The organism is Streptomyces caelestis (assembly GCF_001279005.1).
Lineage (GTDB): Bacteria > Actinomycetota > Actinomycetes > Streptomycetales > Streptomycetaceae > Streptomyces > Streptomyces heliomycini.
This window is the reverse complement of sequence record NZ_LGCN01000216.1, coordinates 25,588-48,907: the sequence shown is the minus strand read 5'-3', so window position 1 is coordinate 48,907 and position 23,320 is coordinate 25,588. Positions and strand designations below refer to the sequence as shown.

Below are 23,320 nucleotides of genomic sequence, written 5' to 3'. Positions count from 1 at the left end.
ACCCGCTACGCGTCGGCGTTCAGGTCCAGCCGCTGGTGGATCAGGCGGGCGAAGTGGGCCAGGGTGCGTCCGGTGGCCAGGTCGGCCGGTCCGAGGCGGATGTCGAAGAGATCCCGCGCCCGCACCAGGAACTGCATCCCCAGCAGCGAGTCGAGGCCGAGGTCGGTGACGTTGAGCGTGGGGTCGAGGTCGGCCGGGTCGGTCTGCAGGACACCCGCGAGGAGCCGGGTGATCGTGTCGGTGATCTCGCGCACCGCCTCGTCCGCCGGGAGGCCCGCCAGCGTGCTCATGAGCGCGTTGCGGGCGTCCGGGGAGGCCGTGGAGGACGCCGGGGCCAGCGGGGCGAACCGGGGGGTGGCCAGGGCGGGCAGCAGAGGGCGTGCGGTCCCCCAGCGGTAGCGGCCCGCCCCGGCGACGTCGGCGCCGGCGGCCAGGAGGCGGTCGGCGGTGGTCAGGACCTCGGCGGGGGTGAGCAGTTCGAGACCGCGTCCGGCCATGGCGGCCTCCAGGCCGCTGCGGGCCACGTAGCCGGTCGTGCCGACCGGCCCCCAGGCCAGTGCCGTACCCGTCCGGCCGGCGCCGCGCCGGGCCCGGACCAGTGCTTCCAGATGGGCGTTGGCCGCCGCGTAGGCCGCCTGCCCCGGGTTCCCGATGCTCGCGGACACGGACGAGTAGGCGAGGAACAGGTCCAGGTCGCGGTCGGCGGTGAGGCGGTCCAGCAGGGCCGCGCCCGCCGCCTTGGGCGCCAGGACGGCGGCGAACCGGTCGTCGGTGAGGTCGGCCAGCACCGCGTCGTCCATGTGCATGGCCGCGTGCACGACGCCGCGCAGGGGGTGACCGGTGGCGTCCACGGCCTCGAGGACCCGGCGCAGCGCGGCCTCCTCGGTGACGTCGGCGGCGTGGGCGGTGGCGCGCACGCCGCGGTCGGCGAGCTCCCGGAGCAGGGCGGGCGCCCCCGGGGCGTCGGGCCCGCCGCGGGAGAGCAGGGCCAGGTGCCGCGCCCCGCGGTCGGCCAGCAGGCGGGCGGCGGCGGCGCCGAGTCCGCTCAGTCCGCCGGTGATCAGGTAGGTGCCCTCGCCGTCGAGGCGGAGGGCGCCGGGCGCGGGTTCGACGGGGACGGGTTCGTCGAGGGGGTCGAAGGTGACGACGACCTTGCCGGTGTGCCGGGAGTGCTGCAGCAGGTGGAAGGCCTCGTCGACGCGGGCGGCGGGGTAGACCGTGTGGGGCAGGGGCCGGTAGGCGCCGGACGCGGCCTCCGCCTCGAAGTCCGCGAGGAGGCGGGAGCCCAGTTCCGGGGAGTCGATGACGGCGTCGAGGTTGAAGCCGATGAACGTGAGGCTGCGGTGGAAGGGGCGCAGGGTGATCGGGTTGTTGAGGAAGATGTCCTTCTTGCCGAGCTCGACGAAGCGGCCGTTGGGCCGCAGGAGGTCGAGGCCCCGGGCGATGGCCTCGCCGCTGAGGGAGTTCACCACGACGTCCACGCCCCGGCCGCCGGTCAGCTCCCGCACCCGGGGGGCGAAGTCCAGGCTGCGGGAGTCGAGCACGTGCTCGACGCCGAGCGTGCGCAGCAGGTCCCGTTTGGTCTCCGTGCCGGCGGTGGCGATGACGCGGGCCCCCTGACGGCGGGCGCACTGCAGGACGGCCAGGCCCACCGCCCCGGCTCCGCCGTGCACCAGCACGGTCTCCCCGGCGCCGAGACGCGCCTGGTGGACCAGGGTCTGGTGGACGGTCAGGAAGGCGACGGGGAAGGTCGCCGCCTCCGCGAAGCCCATCCCGTCGGGGATGCGCAGGACGGCGGTGGCGGGGGTCGTCGCGTGGGAGGCGAGGGCCGCGGGCACGAGACCGCAGACCCGGTCGCCCGGCTTCAGGTCCCGCACTCCCTCCCCCACGGCGCGTACGACGCCGGCGCCGTCGGTGCCCAGTCCGCGGCCGATCGGGCTGTTCTCGACCGCCTCGGGCGGCAGCAGGCCGTTGGCCCGCATGGGGTCGCGGTAGTTCAGGGCCACGGCCCGCATCTCCAGGGCCACCTCGCCCGGCCCGGGCTCGGGGAGGCCGGTCTGCCGCCAGACCAGCCGTCGGCGCAGGCCGGGTTCGCGGGCCTCCAGGAGGTACGGCGTGCCGGCGGGGACGGCGGGGGGCTCGTCCGCCGGGTGCTGGACCTGCCGGGGGACGAACCGGCCCCGGGCGGTGAGGACGACCTCGTCCTCCGGTGCGGCCGGGTCGTCGAGGGGGGCGAGGAGTTCTCCGGCCAGGCGGCGGGCGTCGGTGCCGGCGTCGCCGGTGCGGTGGCAGGACAGACGCCGCAGGGACAGGTCGGGGCGCTCGTTGGCGAGTGTGCGGCAGGCCGCCCAGACGGCGGCGTCGTCCGGGTGGGACGGCTGTTCCGGGGCCGGGAAGAGGCCGGTCGGGCGGGTGACGAGCCACACCCGGGGGCTGCCGCCGCCCTCCAGGCCGTCGCAGGCGGCGGAGAGGGAGCGCAGGAGGGCCGCGCGGCGGGTGGTCCGCACGACGGTGTCGTGCGGGCCGGGTTCGGCGAGCAGCAGGACGACGTGCGGGTCGGAGTCCGTGGGCAGGGCCGCGCTCCAGGCGGCGGCACCGTCCGGCGCGGTGACGACGGTGGCCTTTTCGAGGTGGGCGGCCAGGGCCCGCGCGGCCGGCGTCTCGGTGTCGTCCTCGACGGCGATCACCCAGGAGGCGCCGGCGGCCGTCCGCGGCGGCTCGGCGTCCGGCCCGTGCTCGGCGTCCGGCCCGTACTCGGCGTCCGGCCCGTGCTCGTGGTCCGCGGCGGCGAGGAGGACGGAGCGGTCCTCGGGCCCGGTCTGCGCCACACCGGAGAAGCCGCACCGGTGCAGCAGCGGTTCCCACCGGTCGCGCGGAAGGACGCGGGAGGCCGGGCGCAGGGCGTGGTCGCCGCGCTCCCAGAAGTCGTTCAGCGTGCCGGACAGCAGGGCCTGGAGCGGGGCGTGGTGCGGTTCGGTGGCCAGCAGGTGCCCGCCGGGGGCCAGCACGGTGTGCAACCGGCGCAGGGTGGCCGCCAGGTCGGTGGTGGCGTGCAGGGCGTCGGCCGCGAGGACGAGGTCGAAACCGCCGCGGGGAAGGCCCTGGCCGATCAGGTCGGCGTCCGGGTCCAGGATGCGGCGGTCGACGAAGTCGTGGGCGGCGAAACGGTGTTCGGCGCGGGTGAGCACGCCGGCGGTGGCGGCGGTGCAGGTGTAGCGGGTCCGGTCGGCCGGCAGCAGGGGGAGGACGGCGGCCGTCAGGGCGGTGGTGGTCGCGCCGAACTCCAGGACGCGCAGCGGGCGGTCGGCGGGCCAGCGGGCGACGATGTCGCCGAGCAGCGCCTGCACGGCGCGGTGGGCGAAGCGGTGGGCCGGGTCCGTCTCGTGGAGCTGCTCGTGGGCGCTGTCCCCGGCCGGCAGGAGCTCGCGTGCGTCGGCGCGTCCCCGCACCACGTCGGGCAGCCGGCGCAGCTGCCGGTTGAGGAGCGGCGTCCGGGCGCCGTACGCGGGATGGTCCTCGACCAGGCCGCGCAGCAGCTCCTCGGCCCGGGGCTCCGCGCCGGTCAGCCGCCAGGTCTCCCCCGTCGGCCGGGCGAGGCCGTGCTCGGCCAGCAGGGGCAGCATCAGCCGTACGAGCCGCCGGTGCCGGGGCTGCAGGCCCCCGGCCACCAGGTCGCCCATCGAGAACGGGGCCGCGGGGTCGGTGAGCAGACCGCTCAGCGTCTCCGCCCAGCGGTGGGCGCCCGCCCGCTCGGCGGCGGCGGTGAACCGGCGGTGGCCGCCGTCGTCGAGGGCGGCGCGGGCGGCCGCGACGCGCGGCCCGGCGGCGAGCGCCACCTCGGTGGGCGCGGGCAGCGGGGAGGGCGCGGCGGGGGTCCCCCGGTGGGGGGCGGCCCTCAGGACGGTGCGCTGGACGGTCAGCGGAGTGCGTTCGATCAGGTGGCCGCGGCGGGTGCGGCACCCGTCGATCTCGACCGTGACCGTGCCGTCCGGGTCGGCGTAGGTGATGTCCCAGCACATCTCGTTGGCGCTGCGGCTGCGGCGGCGCAGGTGCACGACGCCGGCGGGGGCGGGGGTGCGCCACACGCGGACGGCCCCGAACACGGTCGGCAGGAACGCGGCGGACTCCGCCTGCGCCCCGGCGAGGGCCACGGTGGCCTGCAACGGCGCGTCGATCAGGACCGGGTGGGCGGTGTAGGCGTCGGCGGCGTGCTCCAGCCGGTAGCCGACCAGCACCTCTCCGTCGCCGGCGTGGATGCGGTCGATGAGCTGGAAGTCCGGCCCGCAGTTCAGCCCGATGCCGTGGCACGTGCGGTAGAAGTCCGGGCCGTCGACGCTCCGGTCGCAGCGCGCCCGGAGCGCGTCGACGTCGAGCGGGGCCGGTGCCGTGCCGAGCAGGGTGTGGACCTGGGCGCGCACGACGGGCAGGCACTCCCCGCCGTGCTCCTCGCGGACGCTGATGGTCAGGGCGCCGTCGTCGGGGGTGACCGCGGTCTGCAGGGCGACCGGCGTCGGGTCCGGCCACGGCACCGACAGCGGGCGGCCGATCTCCAGGTGCCGTACCTCGACCGGGCGGTCCAGGGCCCGCCGGCCGGCGCTCAGGGCCATCTCCACGTAGGCGGCGGCCGGCATGAGGACGTCGTCCCCGATCCGGTGGTCGCCCAGCCAGGGCACCAGCTGGGGCTCGACGGTGCCGTGCCACACGGGGTGCGGGGCGGGCATCCGCTCGCCCACCAGCGGATGGTCCAGCAGGCCGCTGCCGCTGGTGTGGGCGACCAGGTCCTGCGCGGTGCCGTGCCAGTGCCGTTCGCGCTGCCACGCGTAGCCGGGCAGGTCGACCACCCGGCCGGGGCGGGGGAAGTGGTGCCGCCAGTCGGTGGCGGTGTCGGCGGCGAGCGCGGCGGCGACGGCCGCCGCGGTCTCGCGGGGGCCGTCGCCGTCGCGGTGCAGGGTGGGGACGCAGGTGGCGCCGGTGTGGCGCAGATAGGGGCGCAGCACCGGGTGCGGGCCGATCTCGACCAGGACGCCCGCGTGTTCGGCGGCGAGCAGGCCGGCCGCCTCGGCGAACCGGACGGGTTCGCGCACGTTGCGCCACCAGTACGCGGCGTCGAGCGCGATCCCGTTCAGCGGGGCGCCGGTGACGGTGGAGAGGAACGGGATGCGGGCCGGGGCGGGTTCGAGTCCGTCGAGGGCTTCGAGCAGCGGCTCCTCGATGGGGTCCATGACCCTGCTGTGGAAGGCGTAGTCGAGGTCCAGTTCGCGGAAGAAGACGCCGCGGGCGGTCAGTTCCGCGCCCCAGGCCGCGAGCGCGTCGGCGTCCCCGGCGACGGTCACGTCGCGGTCGCTGTTGATCCCCGCGATCTCCAGTGCGCCGTCGTGGCGGAGCAGTTCCTCGCGTGCCCGTGCCTCGGGCAGGCCGACGGCGGCCATGCGGCCCCGGCCCGCCGTGGCGCCCTGGGTGCGGCTGCGCTCGGCGATCACCCGCGCCGCCTGTTCGAGGGTGAGGGCCCCGGCGGCGTGGGCGGCGGCGACCTCGCCGACGCTGTGTCCGGCCACCGCCCGCGGGCGCACCCCGTACGAGGCGAGCAGCGCGGTGAGGCCCGCCTGCACCGCGAACAGGGCGGGCTGGGCCACCTCGGTGCGCCGCCACTTCCGGGGGGACGGGTGGGCCAGTTCCTTGGTCACCGACCAGCCCAGGTGGGGCGCCAGGGCCGCGTCGGCCTCCTCGACGGCCCGGCGGAAGACCGGCTCCCCCTCCAGCAGGTCGGCGGCCATGCCCGGCCACTGGGAGGCGTTGCCGGAGTACACGAACGCGGTCCCGTCCCGCTCGCCGGTGCGCACCGTGGCCCCGCTCGCGGGCTCCGCGGTCGTCAGCCGGTCCAGCTGCCGGGCGGCGTCCTGCGGGTCGGCGGCCAGGACGGCGGCCCGGTGCGGGTGCGCGGTGCGCCGTACGGTGCTGGTGTGGGCCACGTCGTAGAACTCCGCCGGCCCGGTGTCCCGCAGCCGCTCCGCCATGCGGGCGGTCATCCGCTTCAGCGCCTTGGCGGACCGGGCGGAGACGACGAGGGGCAGCGGGCGCCCGTCCGGCGCCGGGTCCGGCCCGGACCGCCGGGCGGTGGGCGGCGGGGTGACGACGGCGTGGGCGTTGGCTCCGCCGAAGCCGAAGGCGCTCACTCCGACGGCCGCCCGCTCCCCGGGGTCCAGCGGGACGGGTGCGACGGCGGGGGCCAGCCCCAGGCCGTCGAAGTCGATGCGGGGGTTGAGGGGGAGGGCGTGCAGGGACGCCGGCACCAGCCGGTGGCGCAGCACCAGGATCGCCTTGAGCAGGCCGGCCATTCCGGCGGCGGGTTCCAGGTGGCCGATGTTCGTCTTCACCGAGCCGATCGGCAGCGGGCCGCGGCTGCGGCGCCGGCCCAGTGCCCGGCCGATGGCCTCGGCCTCCGCCGGGTCGCCGACCTGGGTGCCGGTGCCGTGGGCCTCGACGTAGACCAGGTCGTCCGCGTCGATCCCGGCCTCCGCGTACACCGTGTGCAGGAGCGCCTCCTGGGTCTCGGCGCTGGGCACGATCATGCCGGTGCTGCGGCCGTCGGTGTTGTTGCCGGTGGCGGCCAGCACGGCGTGGACGCGGTCGCCGTCCGCCAGCGCGTCCGCGAGGCGCTTGAGGACGAGCACCGCGCCGCCCTCCGCGCGGACGAAGCCGTCGGCGTCGGCGGAGAACGCCGCGCAGCGTCCGCGCCGCGACAGCATGCCGGCGTAGGAGAACCCGGCGAAGGAGTAGGGGTTGGACAGCACGTTGACGCCGCCGGCCAGGGCGACGCGGCCCCGGCCCTCGCGCAGGGTGCGGCAGGCCCGGTCCAGGGCGACCAGGGCGGAGGAGCAGGCCGTGTCGACGGCCATGCTCGGCCCGCGCAGGTCGAAGGCGTACGAGATCCGGTTCGCCGTGATGGACAGGGTGGCGCCGGGCATGGTGTGCGGGCTCGTGTGGTCCTGCATCATCGACAGGTTCACGCCGTAACCGGGGTCGGAGACGCCCACGTACACGCAGGTGTCCGACCCGGCCAGTGACGCGGCGGGGAGGGCGGCGTCGTCCAGGGCGTCGGCGGCCATCTCCAGCAGCAGCCGCTGCTGCGGGTCGATGTGCCGGGCCTCCGCGGGCGACATGCCGAAGTAGCCGGCGTCGAACGAGGCGACGTCCTCGAGGAAGCCGCCGGCGGCGGTGTAGCTGCGGCCGGGGCGCACGGTTCCCGGGTCGACCGTACGGTCGCGGGGCAGCCGGTCGGCGGGCATCTCGCCGACCATGTCGCGCCCGTCGCGCAGCACGGACCACAGGCCGTCCAGATCGGTGATCCCTCCGGGAAGCCGGCATCCCACGCCCACCACCGCCACGGCCCGTTCACGCTGCTGCGTCGCCAAGTCCCCACCTCTTCACGCCGGTTACTGGTCCTCGTGCGGATTGAAGGGGACGAGTGGCCGGGAAATCCAGCACACATCACTCGTTGGAGTGGATAAGACCATGTAATCGTCATCCCGGCCGGACGGCTGGCTACGGTGACGCGGTGCCCGAAGCCATCCGTGCCCGTATCGCCGCCGTCTCCGCTCATCTTCCCTCCCGCTATCGGACCTTGGACGACATCCGCGCCAGGATCGCCGATACGGGCGGCTACGCCCCGCCGCCCGGCCTGCTGGAGGACCTCACCGGCGTGCGCGGGGTCCACGTCCACGAGGACGGCGAGAACGCCTCCGACCTCGCCGTGGCGGCCGCCCGCAGCGCGCTCGGCGAAGCCGGTCTGAAGATCGGCGACGTGGACCTGCTGCTGTTCGCCTCGACCTCGCAGGACCTGGTCGAACCCGCGACCGCCCACCTCGTGGCCACCAAACTGGGCGCCTCCTGCCCGGTGTTCGACGTCAAGAACGCCTGCAACAGCTTCCTCAACGGCATGGAGGTGGCGGCGTCGTTCATCGGAACCGGCCGCTACCGCACGGTCCTCATCGCCTGCGGTGAACCCTCTACCCTGGCCACCCGCTGGCACCTCCCCGGCCGGGAGGACCTGCTCAGGGCGCTGCCCGGCTACACCGCCTCCGACGCCGGCGCCGCGATGGTGCTCACCGCCGGCCCCGCGGGCGACCGCGACCCCGGCATCCTGTCCCTGCGGTTCGTCAGCAACTCCGCGGCCTGGGAGGCCTGCACGGTGTCCGGCGGCGGGAGCATGCACCACCTCTCCGTCCACGACGACCACACCACCCTGCGCCTGAACGGGGACCTGCGGCAGAGCGCGCTCGACGTGCTCCCCCGGATCCTGGACACCGCCGGGGAGGAGCTCCGGGCGGCGCGGGCCGGCGACTTCTCCTTCATCGCCTTCCACCAGATCGCCATGCCGCAGTACCGCGAGGTGATCGACACCTTCGCCCTCCCCGAGGACCGGTGCATGCCCGCGGTGGCCGAGCACGGGAACTGCGCGGCGGCCTCCCTGCCCCTGCAACTGGTCAAGGCGCGGGAGGCGGACCGCGTCGAGAGCGGGGACCTGGTGGCGATGATCGGCCTGGCCAGCGGGTTCAGCTTCGGTCTGGCGCTCGTCCGGTGGTGACCGCGCGGGCCGGGCGGGCCCCGGCGCCGGATCCCGCCGTGCTGGAGCGGCTGATGCCGGGCTACCCCGCGCCCCGGCACTGGCGGCGGGTGCCGGTCACCGGACAGCACTACCTCGACCTCGGCTCCGGGCGGCCGGTGCTGTTCCTGCACGGCAACCCGTCCTGGAGCTACGTCTGGCGGGGGCTGCTGCACCGGCTCTCCCCGCACGCCCGCTGTCTGGCCCCCGACCTGCCGGGCTTCGGGCTGTCCCGGCACCTGCGGCCGGCGGACGGGGTGCCCGACCCCTACGAGGCCCAGCTGGAGGGCCTGGACGGCCTCCACCGCCACCTGGTGCGGGACGCGGGCCTGCCCGAGCGGGGCTGGACGTTCGTCCTGCACGACTGGGGCGGCCCGCTCGGTGTCGCCTGGGCGCTGCGCAACCCGGGGGTCGTGGCCCGGCTGGTCGTCTGCAACACCGTGGCCTTCCCCTTCCCGGACGGCTTCCGGCTGCCGTCCCCCCTGCGCTGGATCCGTGACCACCGGCCGGTCGCCGAACTCGTTCACGCCACCAACGCCTTCGCCCGCGTCGCCGTACGGGCCGGGGTCCACCGCCCGCTGCTCGCGGCCGAGCGGCGGGCCTACCTGCGGCCCTACGCCCGCCGCGCGGAGCGCCGGGCGGTCACCGACGCCGTGCGCGCGATCCCCCGCGGCCCCGCGGACCCCGCGTGGCGGCTGCTCGAACCCGCCGGCGCCGGGGCGGACCTGGCGGACCTGCCCCTGCTCGTCGGGTGGGGCATGCGCGATCCCGTCTTCACTCCGGACCTGCTGGAGGAGTGGGTGCGCAGGCACCCCCACGCCGTCGTCCACCGCTTCCCCGACGCCGGGCACTTCGTGATGGAGGACGCCACGGCCGAACTGGGCCACCACATCCGTGACTTCCTCCAGGGAGCCCCATGACCACGACCACCGCGGACATCGCCGCGCTGCTGGACGGGCGGCCCGACGCCGTCGCCCTCGTCGAAAGCCGTAAGGGGGCCTCCCGGACGACCCGTCGCGGCGAACTGGTGCGGCGCTGTCACCGCATCGCCCTGGCCCTGCGCGAGGCGGGGGTCCGGCCCGGTCACAAGGCCGTCGTGATGACCCGCGACGCCCACGACCTCACCGCCGTCTCGTACGCGCTGGGTCTCCTCGGCGCCGTGCCCGTGCTGATCGAACCGCGCGCCGAGGTGGGCCGCTGCCTCCGGGACGTCGCCCCGGACGTCTTCATCGGGGAGCCGCTGGCCCACCTGGGGCGCCGGGCGCTGGGGTGGGGCCGTCCCCACGTCCGGGTCGCCCTGGTCACCGGGTCCGCCCCGCTCCCCGCGGGACGGCGGCTGCTCACCCGGACGCGGGCCGACGGCTCCCGGCTCCCGCACGTGCGGGAGCCGGGCGGCGACGAACCGGCCCTCATCGCCTTCACCTCCGGCTCCACGGGACGGCCCAAAGGCGCGGAGTACCGCCGCTCCACCCTGGCCGGGCAGCTCGACGCGCTGACGACGCTGATGGGTCCCCGGCCCGGCGACGTGCTCCTGGCCGGATTCCTGCCGGTCGCGCTGCTCGGGCCGCTGCTGGGCCTGACCACCGTCGCCCCGGCGGTGAACCACCTGGCCCCGGCCCGCACCCCGCCGGAGGAACTGGTCGGGCCCGTTCTGGAGCACCGGGCCAGCATCGTCCTGGCCTCCCCCGCCGTCCTCGCCCTGATCGCCCGTCACTGTGCCCGCCACGGCGTCACCCTGCCCTCGGTCCGGCAGGTCCTGTCCTTCGGCGCCCCGCTGCGCACCGGTCTCGCCGACGCCCTGCGCGGGGCCGTGCCGGACGACGCCGAGATCCTCAGCGTGTACGGCGCCACGGAGTGCCTGCCCGTCTCCGCGATCGGCGACCACGACCTGCGGGCCTCGCGCGCGGCGCCGCCCGCCGGGCACGCGGGCACCTGCCTGGGCCGGCCGCTGCCCGGCGTCCGCGCCCGGATCCTGGACGCCGACGCCACCGGGCTCGGTGAGATCGCCGTCACCGGCCCCACCGTCAGCCCCGCCTACCACGCGCGTCCCGACGCCGACGCCGTCACCAAGAGCGACACCGGCCACGGCGTGCTGCACCGCACCGGGGACCTGGGCCGGATCGACGACGAGGGGCGGCTGTGGTTCCTCGGCCGCAAGGCCCACCTGGTCACCGGCGCCGGTTTCACCCTGACCACCGAGGACATCGAGGCCACCGCGGACACCGCCCCCGGTGTCCGGCGCACCGCCCTCGTCGGCGTCGGCACGGCCGTGTGCCAACTGCCCGTCCTGTGCGTGGAACCCCTGCCCTCCACTCCGCACGCCGCCGCCCTGGCGGCCGTCCGCGCCGTGCTGCGGGAGCATCCGCAGGGGCACCGCGTCGGCGCCCTGCTGATCCGCCCGTCCTTTCCCACCGACCCCCGGCACAACTCCAAGACCGACCGCATGCGGCTGGCCGGCTGGGCCGCGGGGCGGCTGCGCGGGAGGATCCGGTGAAGGTACTGGTCACCGGCGGGAGCGGCTTCCTCGGCAGGGAGATCTGCCGGCGGCTGAGCGCGCGCGGCGACGTCGTCTCCTCCCTGTGCCGCCGCCCGAGCACCGCGCTGGAACGGCTGGGCGTCCGGCAGCACCTGGGCGACCTCGCCGACGCCGCCGCGGTCTCGCGCGCCGTCGCCGGGTGCGACGCCGTCGTCCACAACGCCGCGCTGGCCGGAGTCAGCGGCCCGCCGCGGCCCTACTGGGCCACCAATGTCGTCGGCACCCGTCAGGTGATCGGGCAGTGCCGCGCCCACGGCGTGCGCACGCTCCTGTACACCTCGACCGCCAGCGTCGTCTTCCGGCCCGGCGGCCTGCGGGGCGTCGACGAGAGCCTCCCCGTCGCCCCCCGCCACCTGGCCGCCTACCCCGCCACCAAGGCCCGCGCCGAGGCCCTGGTGCTGGCCGCGCACGGCCCGGAGCTGGCCACCGTCTCGCTGCGCCCGCACATCGTCTGGGGACCGGGCGACCCCCATTTCGTCCCCGCCCTCGCACGCGCCGTGCGGGCGGGCCTGCTGCCGATGCCCGGGGACGGCGGCAACCTCGTCGACACCACCCATGTCCGTACCGCCGCCCACGCCCATCTGCTCGCCCTGGACGGGCTGCGGCGGTCGCCGCAGGCGGTGGGCGGCCGCGCCTACTTCATCGGCCAGGACGATCCGCGCCCGCTGCGCGAGATCGTCCGGCACTTCCTGCGGGCCGCCGGCGTCGACGCCCGCTGGTGCGCCGTGCCGCCCCGGCTCGCCACCGCCGGGGCGGCGGCCGGTGACGCCCTGCTGCGCGCGGTCCGCAGTACCCGCACCCACGCCCTGAGCCGCTTCCTGGTCGCGGAGCTGCTGCATCCGCACCACTTCGACCTCACCGCGGCCCGCCGCGACCTCGGCTTCGAGCCGCCGATCGGATTCGACGCCGGTGTCGCGGAACTCGTCCGCTCCACCCCTGACGACAGCGAGGAAACGCCGTGCCGGACACCTACGACACCGTCCGCTCCATCCTGACCAGCACCTTCCGCGTCCCCGAGGACGAGATCCGGCCCGAGCGCACGCTGCAGCAACTGGACCTGGACTCCCTGGCCCTGACGGAGCTGGTGCTCGTCCTGCACGAGCGCTTCGGGGTGAGGATCGACGGCGCGTACGCCGCCCGGGGCACGACCGTCGCGCAGGTCGCCGACCACCTCGACGCGTTGCGCGCGGGGACGGCGGCCTCCTCGTGACCGATCCCGTCGCCGTCACCGGTCTCGGTCTGCTCACCCCCGCCGGGGAGGACGCCGACGCCACCTGGGACACGGTCCGCCGCGGCGCGGGCACCGCGGCCGCCCACGATCCGGCGCTGGCCGGTCTGCCCGTGGACTTCTCCTGCCGCGTCCCGCTGGGCCGCGACGCCCTGGACCGGCGCGTCGGCCGCACCGCCTGGCGCATGGCGCGCAACGCCGTGCTGGCGGTGCTCGCCGCCCGCGAGGCGGTGCACGACGCCGGCCTCGACGCCCGGACGTGGAACGGCGACCGGGTGGCCGTCGTCATCGGCTGCGGGCTGGGGGCGGACGCGGTGCGCGAGGAGCAGGCCGGGCGGCTGGCGGAACGGGGCGCCGACCTGGTCTCCGCGCTCACCATCCCCCAGATCATCCCGAACATGGCGGCCGGGGAGGTCTCCATCGACCTCGGGGCCCGCGGCCCCGGCCTCGCCCCGGCCACCGCCTGCGCCTCCGGCGCCACCGCCGTCGCCGTGGCCCGTGATCTGCTCGTCTCCGGCCGGTGCGACGTCGCGGTGGCCGGGGCCACCGAAGCCGCCGTCACCCCGCTGACGGTCGCGGGTTTCTGGCGGGCGGGCGCCCTGTCCCGGCGCACCGACGCGCCCGCCGGCGCGTCCCGGCCCTTCGCCGCCGACCGTGACGGTTTCGTCATGGCGGAGGGCGCCGGCGTCCTCGTGCTGGAGCGGGCCGCGGACGCGGCCGCCCGTGGGGCCCGCGCCCGCGCCCTGCTGGTGGGCTGCGGCAGCACCTCGGACGCCCACCACCCCACCGCGCCCGCCCCGGACGGCCGGGGCGCGGAGGCGGCCCTGCGCGCCGCCCTGGCGGACGCGGGCCTGGCTCCGCACGACGTCGACCACGTCAACGCCCACGGCACCTCCACACCGGTCAACGACGCCGGCGAGTCGGCCCTGATCGCCCGGGTGCTGCCGCACCGTCCCAGCGTCACCGCGCCCAAGGGCGTGCTCGGCCACGGTCTGGGGGCGGCGGGCGCCGTCGAGGCGGCACTGACCGTGCTCACCCTTCAGCACGGCACGGTGCCGCCGGTCGCGAACCTGGACGCCCCGGCGCCGGGGTTCGACATCGACTGCGTCACCGGAAAGCCCCGCCGGCAGGACGTCCGCGTCGCCGTCAGCCACTCCTTCGGCTTCGGCGGGCACAACGTCGTCCTCGCTCTGGCCCGGGCCTGCTGACCGCCCCCGCTCCGGTTCAGCGGGGGCCCGGGCCGCCGGGCGGTCCGAGGGGCGTCCCGGGTTCCGCCCCCTCGCCCCGGGCCAGACGGCTGTGGGTGCGGCTGTAGAGGAAGTAGACGACGATGCCGATCGCCATCCAGACGCCGAAGCGGACCCACGTCTCGGCGGGCAGGTTCAGCATCAGCCACAGGGAGGCGGCGACCGACACGATCGGCAGGACGGGCACCCAGGGGGTGCGGAACGACCGGGGCAGGTCGGGCCGGCTCCGGCGGAGGATGACCACGCTGATCGCGACGATCACGAAGGCGAACAGGGTGCCGATGTTCACCAGCGCGGCGAGCTCGTTCAGCGGGGTGAAGCCCGCGAGGACCGCGATGAGGACGCCGAGCAGGATGGTCGGCCGGTGCGGGGTCCGGAACCGGGGGTGGACCCGGGAGAAGAAACGGGGCAGCAGTCCGTCGCGGCTCATCGCGAAGAAGACCCGGGTCTGGCCGAGCAGCAGGATCATGCAGACGGTGGTCAGGCCGACGGCGGCGCCGAAGCTGATGAAGCCCGCGAACCAGGGGTGCCCGGTGGCCTTGAAGGCGTCGGCCAGCGGGGCGTCCACGGACAGCTCGCTGTAGTGCTGCATGCCGGTGACGACGAGCGACACCAGGACGTAGAGCACGGTGCAGATGAACAGGGAGCCGAGGATGCCGCGGGGCATGTCGCGCTGCGGGTTCCTGGTCTCCTCGGCGGCCGTGGCGACGATGTCGAAGCCGATGAAGGCGAAGAACACCACCGAGGCGGCGGTGAAGACGCCCATCACGCCGAAGTTGGCCGGGGCCCAGCCGAACATCAGCTGGATGAGCGGGGCGTTGAGGCTCTCGCCCGCGGGCACCGGCTTCGATTCCGGGATGAAGGGGTCGTAGTTGTCGGCGGTGATGAAGAAGGCCCCCGCGACGATCACCACGAGGACCACGATCACCTTGATGGCGACGACGACCGAGGTGACGCGTGCGGACAGCTTCATGCCGAGGACGAGGATGCCGGTGAGCGCCAGCACCAGGGCGGCGGCGAGGACGTCGAACCCGAAGACGTCGGCGCCCTCGCGGCTGCCCAGCGCCGCGGGCATCTCCCAGCCCGCGTTGGACAGCAGCGACTGGATGTAGCCCGACCAGCCGACGGCCACCACCGCCGTGCCGAGCGCGAACTCCAGGACCAGGTCCCAGCCGATGATCCAGGCCGGCAGCTCGCCCAGGGAGGCGTACGAGAAGGTGTAGGCGGAGCCCGCCACCGGGACGGTGGAGGCGAATTCGGCGTAGCAGAGCGCGGCGAGCGCGCAGACGACACCGGCCACGACGAAGGCCAGGGCGGTGGCCGGCCCGGCGTTGTCCTTGGCGACCGTGCCGGTGAGGACGAAGATGCCGGTGCCGATGATGACACCGACGCCGAAGACGGTCAGGTCCAGCGCGGAGAGGGACTTCTTGAGCGCGTGCTCGGGTTCCTCGGTGTCGCGGATGGACTGCTCCACCTTCTTCGTCCGGAAGAGCGGGCTTGTCACGGGTACCTCCCACGCTTGTCGTCCTCGACATGATCGAGAGGGGGCGTAGCTCGTATGCCCCGGCGCGGGCGCGTTCACGCAGACGGGCCGCGCGCGCCACTCTTCACAGTGGCACGGGCGGCCCGTCCGGGCGACGCGTGGGCGCGGTCAGTCGCGGGCCGGCTCCACCGAGTCGACCGCGTCGGCGGCGGACCGCTCGGCGGAGGTCCCCCCGCTCGGGCGGAGCCGGGAGTGGGGGAGGCCGTCGAGCTTCGCCACCAGGCCGGTGACCTGGCGGGCGACGTCGGGGGCGGTCAGCCCGATCTCGGTCATGACCTCGGCGCGGGAGGCGTGGTCGAGGAAGCGGGGCGGGATGCCGAAGTCGCGCAGCGGCACGTCCACGCCGGCGTCCCGCAGGGCCTGGGCGATCGTGGAGCCGACGCCGCCGACGCGCGAGTTGTCCTCGACGGTGACGACCACGCGGTGCTTCTCGGCGAGCGGGGCCATGGCCTCGTCGACGGGCTTGACCCAGCGCGGGTCGACGACGGTGGTGGAGATGCCCTGCCGGTCGAGCAGGGCGGCGATCTCCAGGCACATCGGCGCGAGGGCGCCCACCGAGACCAGCAGCACGTCGGGGGCGTCGGTGCCGGGCTCGCGCAGGACGTCCATGCCGCCGACGCGGCCCACGGCGGGTACGGCGGGGCCGACGGCGCCCTTGGAGAAGCGCACCACGGTGGGGGCGTCCTCGACGGCGACGGCCTCGCGCAGCTGGGCGCGCACCTGGTCGGCGTCGCGCGGGGCGGCGAGCCGCAGTCCGGGGACGACCTGGAGGATCGACATGTCCCACATGCCGTTGTGGGAGGCGCCGTCGGTGCCGGTGACGCCGGCCCGGTCGAGCACGAACGTCACGCCGCACCGGTGCAGGGCCACGTCCATGAGCACCTGGTCGAAGGCGCGGTTGAGGAAGGTGGCGTACACGGCGAAGACGGGGTGCACCCCGGCGTGGGCGAGGCCGGCCGCGGAGACCGCGCCGTGCTGTTCGGCGATGCCGACGTCGTAGACCCGGTCGGGGAAGCGCTTGGCGAACCTGTCGAGGCCGACCGGCTGGAGCATGGCCGCGGTGATGGCGACGACGTCCTCGCGCTCCTCGCCGAGCTTGACCATCTCGTCGCCGAAGACGGAGGTCCAGTCGGCGCCCGAGGTGGCGATCGGCAGGCCCGTGTCGGGGTGGATCCTGCCGACGGCGTGGAAGCGGTCGGCCTCGTCCTGGAGGGCGGGCTGGTAGCCGCGGCCCTTCTCGGTGAGGCAGTGCACGATCACGGGGCCGTTGAACCGCTTGGCGCGGGCCAGGGCGGACTCCAGGGCCTCGATGTCGTGGCCGTCGATGGGGCCGACGTACTTCAGGCCGAGGTCCTCGAACATGCCCTGCGGGGCGATGAAGTCCTTCAGGCCCTTCTTGGCGCCGTGCAGGGTGTCGTAGAGGGCCTGGCCGACGACCGGGGTGCGCTCCAGGAGGTCCTTGGTGCGGGTCAGGAAGCGCTCGTAGCCGTCGGTGGTGCGCAGGGTCGCCAGGTGGTTGGCGAGGCCGCCGATGGTAGGCGAGTAGGAGCGCTCGTTGTCGTTGACGACGATGACGAGCGGACGGTCCTTGGCGTCGGCGATGTTGTTCAGCGCCTCCCAGGCCATGCCACCGGTGAGCGCGCCGTCGCCGATGACCGCGACGACGTGGCTGTCGTCCCGCTTCATGATCTGGTTGGCCTTGGCGATGCCGTCGGCCCAGCCGAGCACGGTGGAGGCGTGGCTGTTCTCGATGACGTCGTGCTCGGACTCGGCCTGCGAGGGGTAGCCGGACAGGCCGCCCTTCATCTTCAGCCGGGAGAAGTCCTGCCGGCCGGTCAGCAGTTTGTGGACGTACGACTGGTGGCCGGTGTCCCAGAGCACCTTGTCCTTCGGTGACTCGAAGACCCGGTGCAGGGCGATGGTGAGCTCCACCACACCGAGGTTGGGGCCGAGGTGGCCGCCGGTCTTGGAGACCGCGTCGACGAGGAAGGTCCGGATCTCCCCGGCCAGCTGGTCGAGCTCCTCCAGGGTGAGCCGGTCCAGATCGCGCGGTCCCCTGATGCGGGTCAGCAGCGGCACCCGTGCCTCCTTGCAGTAGAGCTGATCGAGCTGTTGCCGGGCGGGTCGAGTCTAATGTTCCGCCGCGCCGTGCGGACTCCGGGCCGTGCGTCGTGCATCACCCGATCGGCAGTACCCACGAACGACGCGACCGTGCCCGGCACCTACGAGGTGCCGGGCACGGTCGTCCCCTCAAGGGACGCGGGGCTCCATCGACATGCGGCTCCACCGCGCGGGCGCGGTCACCCACGACGGACCCGCGGCCGACGCACGTCCTAGGCGCGCCCCGCCGTCTTCTGCGTCTTGCGGGTGACCGCGTCGATGACGACGGTCGCCAGCAGCACGCCACCGGTGATCATGTACTGCACCGGGGAGGCGATGCCCTCCAGGGCGAGTCCGTACTGGATCGAGACGATGACCATCACACCGAGCAGCGCGTCCCACGTGCGGCCACGGCCGCCGAAGAGCGACGTACCACCGATGACGGCGGCGGCGATGACGTTCATCAGGAACTCGCCGGTGCCCGCGCCCTGGTTGGCGGAGGCGATCTTCGAGGCGACGAACAGGCCGCCGATCGCGGCGAACGTACCGGCGATCGCGAAGACCGAGATCCGGATCAGCTCCACGTTGATGCCGGCACGGCGGGACGCCTCGACGCTGCCGCCGAGCGCGAACACCTTGCGGCCGTAGGAGGTGCGGCGCAGCACGAAGTCCGTGAGGACCAGGAAGGCCAGGAAGATCACCACGGCCAGCGGCAGGCCCTTGTACTGGTTGAAGACGATCGCGACGGCGAAGGCCAGGACCGCGAGCAGCACGGTCCGCACGATGATCTCGTTCAGCGGGCGGGACGGCACACCGGCGGCCTCGCGGCGGCGGCCGTCGAAGAAGGCGGCGAGGAAGTACGCCACGGTCGCGAGTATCGCCAGGCCGTAGGCGGCGGCCACGTCGGTGAAGTAGTAGCTGGTCAGCTTGACGACCAGGCCGTCGGAATCCAGGTTGATCGTGCCGTTGTCGCCCAGGATCTGCAGCATGAAGCCCTGCCAGAACAGCAGGCCGGCCAGGGTCACGGCGAAGGCCGGCACACCGATCCGGGCGAAGATGACGCCGTGGATCGCTCCGGCGACCGTGCCGGTGAGGATCGCCAGCACCAGGGCCAGGATCTCGTTCATCCCGTGCGTGATGTTCAGCACCGCGAAGGTGGCGCCCGCGACACCGCTGACCGAGCCGACCGACAGGTCGATCTCGCCGAGCAGCAGGACGAAGACGATGCCGACGGCGATCATGCCCGTGCCGACCATGGCGACGGACATGTCGGAGAAGTTGCCGGCGGTGAGGAAGTTGGAGTTCAGGCTGGTGAAGATGGCCCAGATGATCAGCAGGCCGACCACGACGGGGATGGAGCCGAGGTCGCCGGCCTTCATCTTCCGCTTGAACTCGTTGAGGTAACCCGCGAAGCCCTGTTCGCGTACCAGCAGCCGGGGGTCGACCGCGGCGACGGCCGCGGCGGCCGCCTCGGGGTTCTCGACGGCGTGGTCCTCGGTGGGGGTGGCGGTCTTTTCGGTGCTCACTTCTTGATCTCCCCATTGGTGCGCGCCGCACGACGGGTCACGGCGTTGTCCGTGGCGCCCGTGATGGCGGAGATGATCTCTTCCTGCGAGGTCGACTTGACCTCGAAGACGCCGTTGTTGCGCCCGAGGCGCAGGACGGCGACCTTGTCCGCCACGGCCTTCACATCGGCCATGTTGTGGCTGATGAGGATGACCGCGTGGCCGCGCTCGCGCAGCCGCTCGACGAGGTCGAGGACCTGCGCGGTCTGCTCGACGCCGAGGGCGGCGGTGGGCTCGTCCAGGATCACCAGCTTGGGCTCGCCGAGCATGGACCGGGCGATGGCCACGACCTGGCGCTGACCGCCGGAGAGGGAGGCGATCGGGATCCGGACGCTGGGGATGCGGATCGACAGGGTGTCGAGGAGCTCGCGGGAGCGGCGCTCCATCTCCACCTCGTCCAGGACTCCGCGCCTGCGGATCTCCCGGCCCAGGTAGAGGTTGCCGACGACGTCGATGTTGTCGCACAGCGCGAGGTCCTGGTAGACCGTCGCGATGCCCAGGTTCTGGGCGTCGTGCGGCTTGCTGATCTGGACGGCCTTGCCGTCCCACTCGATGGATCCCTCATCGATGGGGTGCACGCCGGCGATCGTCTTGACCAGCGTGGACTTTCCGGCGCCGTTGTCGCCCACCAGGGCGACCACCTCACCGGCGTGGACCTCAAGCTCTACGTCGGTGAGCGCCTGGACGGCACCGAAACGCTTGGAGACCCCGCGCAACGCCAGCACGGGCGTAGCGGACACGTGAACCATCTCCTTCGCCGCCTGACCCGGCGGGAGGTTGTGCAGAAGTTTGGGGGGTGTTCCGTCCGGCGCCCCGCGTAGCTTGCGGGGCTGATGTGTGCGGGGCGCCGGCGGAAGCGTGTGGCAGTCGGTCCCGTACGGGGAGTCCGGGTCACGGACTCCCTCGCCTGTCACGGGACTTGGGGGCTGCTTACTTGAGGCCGATCTTGTCGCAGGCGGCCTTGTACTTGCCCGCGCAGATCTCCTCGACGGTGTAGACGCCGTCCTTGACCACGGTGTCGCTGATGTTGTCCTGGGTCAGCGACACGACCGGGACGAGCACCGAGGGGACGCCCTTGGTGGTCGGGCTGTCGACCTTGTCCTTGGCGACGGAGTCCAGCGACTTGCCCTGGGCGAGCGCGACGGCCATCTCCGCGGCGGCGTCGGCCTCCGGGGCGTAGGGCTTGTAGACGCTCATGAACTGCTCACCGGTGACGATGCGCTGCACGCCCGCGAGTTCGGCGTCCTGGCCGGTGACCGGGACGTCCTTGATGCCGGCGGCCTTCAGGGCCGTGATGATGCCGCCCGCCATGCCGTCGTTGGCGGAGTAGACGCCGACGATCTTCTTCTTGCCGAGGGCGGAGATGGCGCCCTCCATGTTGGCGTTGGCGTTCTCCGGCTTCCACTCCTTGGTGTCGTACTCGCGGCCGACCTTCACCTTGCCGTCGAGGACGGAGTGCGCGCCCTCCTTGAACTGGGCGGCGTTCGGGTCGGTGGAGGACCCGTTCATCATGACGATCTGGCCGTCCTTGGCCTTGTCGCCCAGGGCCTCGAGGAGGGCCTCGCCCTGGGTCTTGCCGACGGTCACGTTGTCGAACGAGGTGTAGGCGTCGATCGGGCCCTCGGCGAGGCGGTCGTAGGCCACGACCGGGATGCCGGCGTCCTTGGCCTTCTTCACCGAGCCGGCGATGGCCTTGGAGTCCACCGCGTCGACGATGAGCACGTCCACCTTGTTGGTGATCATCGTCTCGACCTGCTGGTTCTGCAGGCTGGCGTCCTGCTTGGCGTTGTTGTAGACAACCTCGCCCTTGTTGTTCGTGAGCTCCTTGACCTTCTTCTCGATCAAGGGCTTGTCGAACTTCTCGTACCGCGCGGTCTGGTTCTCCGGCAGGAGCAGACCGACCTTGATGGCGTCGCCCTTGGCGGCGGAGTCGCCGGAGTCCTTCTTGTCACCCGACTCCGCGGCGCTGCCACAAGCGGCGAGCGAGACGGCCATCGCACCGGCGGCGACGGCAAAGGCGGCACGACGCATACGCGTGTTCACTTCTACAAACCTCCCTGACGAGGCCGCGTCGTTGCGGCCGAGGTGGCTGGAAGTCAACTCGGCCGCACGTGCGACGTCAAGAAGTAAATCCTTAACGAGATGGCAACGGTGCCATCCGTTCTCTAAGTGAAGGCAGGTGCGGCCGCGGTGAGCGACCCGGTCGCGGTGCCGTCCAAAAGGGCCGAATCGCCCATCTCGCTCAGTGCGAGGGCGAGCGCTCCGAGCACCTCGGCACGGCCGCCAAGTGCCCCGGGGAGAACGGACAGTTGACGTGCCGCGCTGGGGATCGCGTAGCGGCCGACGGACTCCCGGATCGGTCCGAGCACCAGCTCGCCGGCCTCGGCGAGATCACCGCCGAGGACGACCCGGCTCGGGTTCAGCAGGTTGCAGAGGTTGGCGACCCCGCTGCCGATGTGGCGGCCGACGTCGGCGATCACCCGGCGGCAGCCGGGGTCCCCGTCCCGCGCCAGCCGTACGACGCCCTCCATCGTCAGGTCGGTGCCGTGACTGGGCTGGAGCAGCGGGAGCACGTAGCGCGCGGCCGTGAAGGTCTCCAGGCAGCCGCGGTTGCCGCAGCGGCAGACGGGGCCGGCCTCGTCGAGGGTGATGTGTCCGATCTCACCCGCGGTGCCGCCCGGACCTCGGTAGATCTTCCCGCTGATCACCAGGCCGGCGCCGACACCGCTGGCGACCTTGATGTACGCCAGGTCGCGCACGCCCCGGCCGCTGCCCCAGACCATCTCGCCGAGGGCGCCGAGGTTGGCGTCGTTGTCCACGTGCACCGGCACGCCGAGCCGCCCCCGCAGCTCCTCGGCGGGCCTGGTGCCGGTCCAGCCGGGCAGGATCGAGGTCGAGCCCAGGGTCCCGGACTCCACGTCGATCGGGCCCGGCACCCCGAGGCCCACGCCGGCGACCTTGGACGGGTCCACTCCGGTCGCCTCGATCAGCCGTTTGACCAGCTGTTCCGCCCGGTCGAGGCCCTGGGTCGAGGAGGCGTCCACGTCCAGTGGCTCGGACTCCTCGGCCAGCACCTGATGGGCGAGGTTGCCGACCGCGACCCGCAGGTGGGTGTGCCCGAAGTCGACCCCGACGACGATCCCGGCGTCCCCGCTCAGCGAGACGCTGCGCGCCCGGCGTCCGCCCGCCGAGGTGGGCGTGACCTCGACCGTTCCGCCGTCCTTCAGTTCCCGGACGATGTTGGAGACCGTGGCCGCGGACAGGCCGGTCGTCCTCGCGATCTCCGCTTGGGTGAGGGAACCCGCAAGACGTACTGCTCGGACGACCCGCTCCAGGTTGGCTCGGTGCAGCGACGACTGCGACCCCGGAGTCTCCACGACGACCTCCTGCGCGCGGGGGCCGCTTCGGTGAGGCCCCTCTCATGTCCAACTAGTGAACTCTAAGATGAGCTGTTCGGGTCGCCTCCCGTCAAGAGGTTGAACCGTTTCCGGGTCCGTGGACACAGCGACACGCCCCCCTCCCAGGGACGGGAGCGGGGCGTGTACGAGGCGTTCCGAAGGGTCACTTCAAGGTGGCGGAGGTGAGCCCTGCCTGCACCTGGCGCTGGAAGGACAGGTAGACCACCAGCATGGGGACCATGGCGATCGTCACGCCCGCGAAGAGCACCGGGAGGTCGGAGGCGTAGCCCTGCTGCTGCTGGAGCTGGATCAGCCCCTGGGTCAGCACGTAGCGTTCCGGATCGTCGCCGCTCTGCGGCTGCATCAGCACCGTCGGCAGGATGTACTGGTTCCACTGGCCCAGCGTGTTGAAGATGCCGACGCTCAGCAGACCGGGCTTGGCCATGGGGAGCATCACCTGGAAGAAGGTGCGGGTGTGCGAGGCGCCGTCGAGGACCGCCGCCTCGAAGACCGCCGTGGGCAGGGTCCGGAAGAAGGCGTGCAGGAAGAACACCGTGAACGGCAGCGAGTAGGCGACGTAGACCAGGGCCAGGCCGTGGTAGGTGTTCAGCATGTCCAGCCGCTTGACCATGAAGAACAGCGGCACCAGGGCCAGGAAGACGGGGAACATCGCGCCGGCCACGAAGAAGTAGTACAGCAGGCGGTTGCCCCGGAACTCGTAGCGGGCCAGCACGTAGGCCGCCATGGAGCCGAGCAGCATCGTCAACGGCACCGAGATCGCCAGCACGACGACCGTGCTGGTGAAGTAGTCGCCGATGCCCTTCTCCCAGGCGCGGGAGAAGACGCCGAGGTCCCAGTTCCGCGGCCATCCGAAGGCGGAGCCGCCGATCTGCGCGTCGGTCCGGAAGGAGCTGAGCACCAGCCACAGCAGCGGCAGCACGATCAGCACCGCCCACAGGGCGAGGAAGCCGTGCGAGAAGACGTTCAGCACGACGCCTTCGCCGCGCCGGTCGCCGGGGCGGACGGCGCCCCGGCCCACCGGCCGCGGGGCGGGGCCCTGGGCGGGGGCGGTTTCCTTGAGAGGTGCGCTCATCGTCGTTG

14 protein-coding genes are annotated in these 23,320 nt (G+C 73.7%); 6 read left to right on the top strand and 8 right to left on the bottom strand.

Translation table 11 applies throughout. The features are described 5' to 3' along the window. Positions 1-5 precede the first annotated feature (5 nt). On the bottom strand, positions 6-7,412 hold the full coding sequence (locus ADK41_RS25970) for a type I polyketide synthase (protein WP_030832900.1): 7,407 nt from the start codon (positions 7,410-7,412) through the stop codon (positions 6-8). A 143-nt stretch (positions 7,413-7,555) separates the two neighbouring features. Here ADK41_RS25970 and ADK41_RS25965 point away from each other — a divergent pair, with 143 nt between their 5' ends. The 6 genes from ADK41_RS25965 to ADK41_RS25940 are packed head-to-tail and all read left to right on the top strand — an operon-like array spanning position 7,556 to position 13,574. Continuing rightward, positions 7,556-8,584, top strand: coding sequence for a 3-oxoacyl-ACP synthase III family protein (locus ADK41_RS25965; protein ID WP_030832903.1), 1,029 nt, complete (start codon positions 7,556-7,558; stop codon positions 8,582-8,584). Then, positions 8,581-9,522, top strand: coding sequence for an alpha/beta fold hydrolase (locus ADK41_RS25960; RefSeq protein ID WP_234318987.1), 942 nt, complete (start codon positions 8,581-8,583; stop codon positions 9,520-9,522). The genes ADK41_RS25965 and ADK41_RS25960 overlap by 4 nt, the downstream gene beginning before the upstream one ends. Beyond that, the gene (locus ADK41_RS25955) at positions 9,519-11,096 is read left to right on the top strand and encodes an AMP-binding protein (RefSeq protein WP_030832910.1); all 1,578 of its coding nucleotides are present in this window, start codon (positions 9,519-9,521) and stop codon (positions 11,094-11,096) included. Before ADK41_RS25960 ends, ADK41_RS25955 begins: the two co-directional genes overlap by 4 nt. Next, entirely contained in the window at positions 11,093-12,133 is a 1,041-nt protein-coding gene (locus ADK41_RS25950) for an NAD-dependent epimerase/dehydratase family protein (protein WP_037804983.1), read from the top strand. Before ADK41_RS25955 ends, ADK41_RS25950 begins: the two co-directional genes overlap by 4 nt. Then, entirely contained in the window at positions 12,097-12,348 is a 252-nt protein-coding gene (locus tag ADK41_RS25945) for an acyl carrier protein (RefSeq protein ID WP_030832912.1), read from the top strand. The genes ADK41_RS25950 and ADK41_RS25945 overlap by 37 nt, the downstream gene beginning before the upstream one ends. After that, positions 12,345-13,574, top strand: a complete 1,230-nt coding sequence (locus ADK41_RS25940) for a beta-ketoacyl-[acyl-carrier-protein] synthase family protein (protein ID WP_030832915.1) — start codon at positions 12,345-12,347, stop codon at positions 13,572-13,574. Before ADK41_RS25945 ends, ADK41_RS25940 begins: the two co-directional genes overlap by 4 nt. 16 nt (positions 13,575-13,590) lie before the next feature. Here the strand turns inward: ADK41_RS25940 and ADK41_RS25935 are convergent, their stop codons facing one another. From ADK41_RS25935 to ADK41_RS25905, 7 genes are all read right to left on the bottom strand, one after another. Continuing rightward, positions 13,591-15,117, bottom strand: coding sequence for an amino acid permease (locus ADK41_RS25935; protein ID WP_030832918.1), 1,527 nt, complete (start codon positions 15,115-15,117; stop codon positions 13,591-13,593). 147 nt (positions 15,118-15,264) lie between these two features. Beyond that, positions 15,265-17,235 carry a 1-deoxy-D-xylulose-5-phosphate synthase gene (gene dxs / locus ADK41_RS25930; protein WP_030832921.1) on the bottom strand — a complete coding sequence of 657 codons (1,971 nt, stop codon included), beginning with the start codon at positions 17,233-17,235 and terminating at the stop codon, positions 15,265-15,267. A 254-nt stretch (positions 17,236-17,489) separates the two neighbouring features. Beyond that, entirely contained in the window at positions 17,490-18,782 is a 1,293-nt protein-coding gene (locus ADK41_RS25925) for a sugar ABC transporter permease (RefSeq protein ID WP_030832924.1), read from the bottom strand. Next, positions 18,779-19,570, bottom strand: a complete 792-nt coding sequence (locus tag ADK41_RS25920) for an ATP-binding cassette domain-containing protein (RefSeq protein ID WP_030832927.1) — start codon at positions 19,568-19,570, stop codon at positions 18,779-18,781. The genes ADK41_RS25925 and ADK41_RS25920 overlap by 4 nt, the downstream gene beginning before the upstream one ends. Positions 19,571-19,751: 181 nt before the next feature. Beyond that, positions 19,752-20,852: a substrate-binding domain-containing protein gene (locus ADK41_RS25915; RefSeq protein ID WP_030832930.1), complete on the bottom strand. Its 1,101-nt coding sequence runs from the start codon at positions 20,850-20,852 to the stop codon at positions 19,752-19,754. A 134-nt stretch (positions 20,853-20,986) separates the two neighbouring features. After that, complete coding sequence (locus ADK41_RS25910) at positions 20,987-22,198, bottom strand: ROK family transcriptional regulator (protein ID WP_030832933.1); 1,212 nt, start codon at positions 22,196-22,198, stop codon at positions 20,987-20,989. A 184-nt stretch (positions 22,199-22,382) separates the two neighbouring features. Further along, positions 22,383-23,312: a carbohydrate ABC transporter permease gene (locus ADK41_RS25905; protein WP_030832935.1), complete on the bottom strand. Its 930-nt coding sequence runs from the start codon at positions 23,310-23,312 to the stop codon at positions 22,383-22,385. Positions 23,313-23,320: the final 8 nt, after the last annotated feature.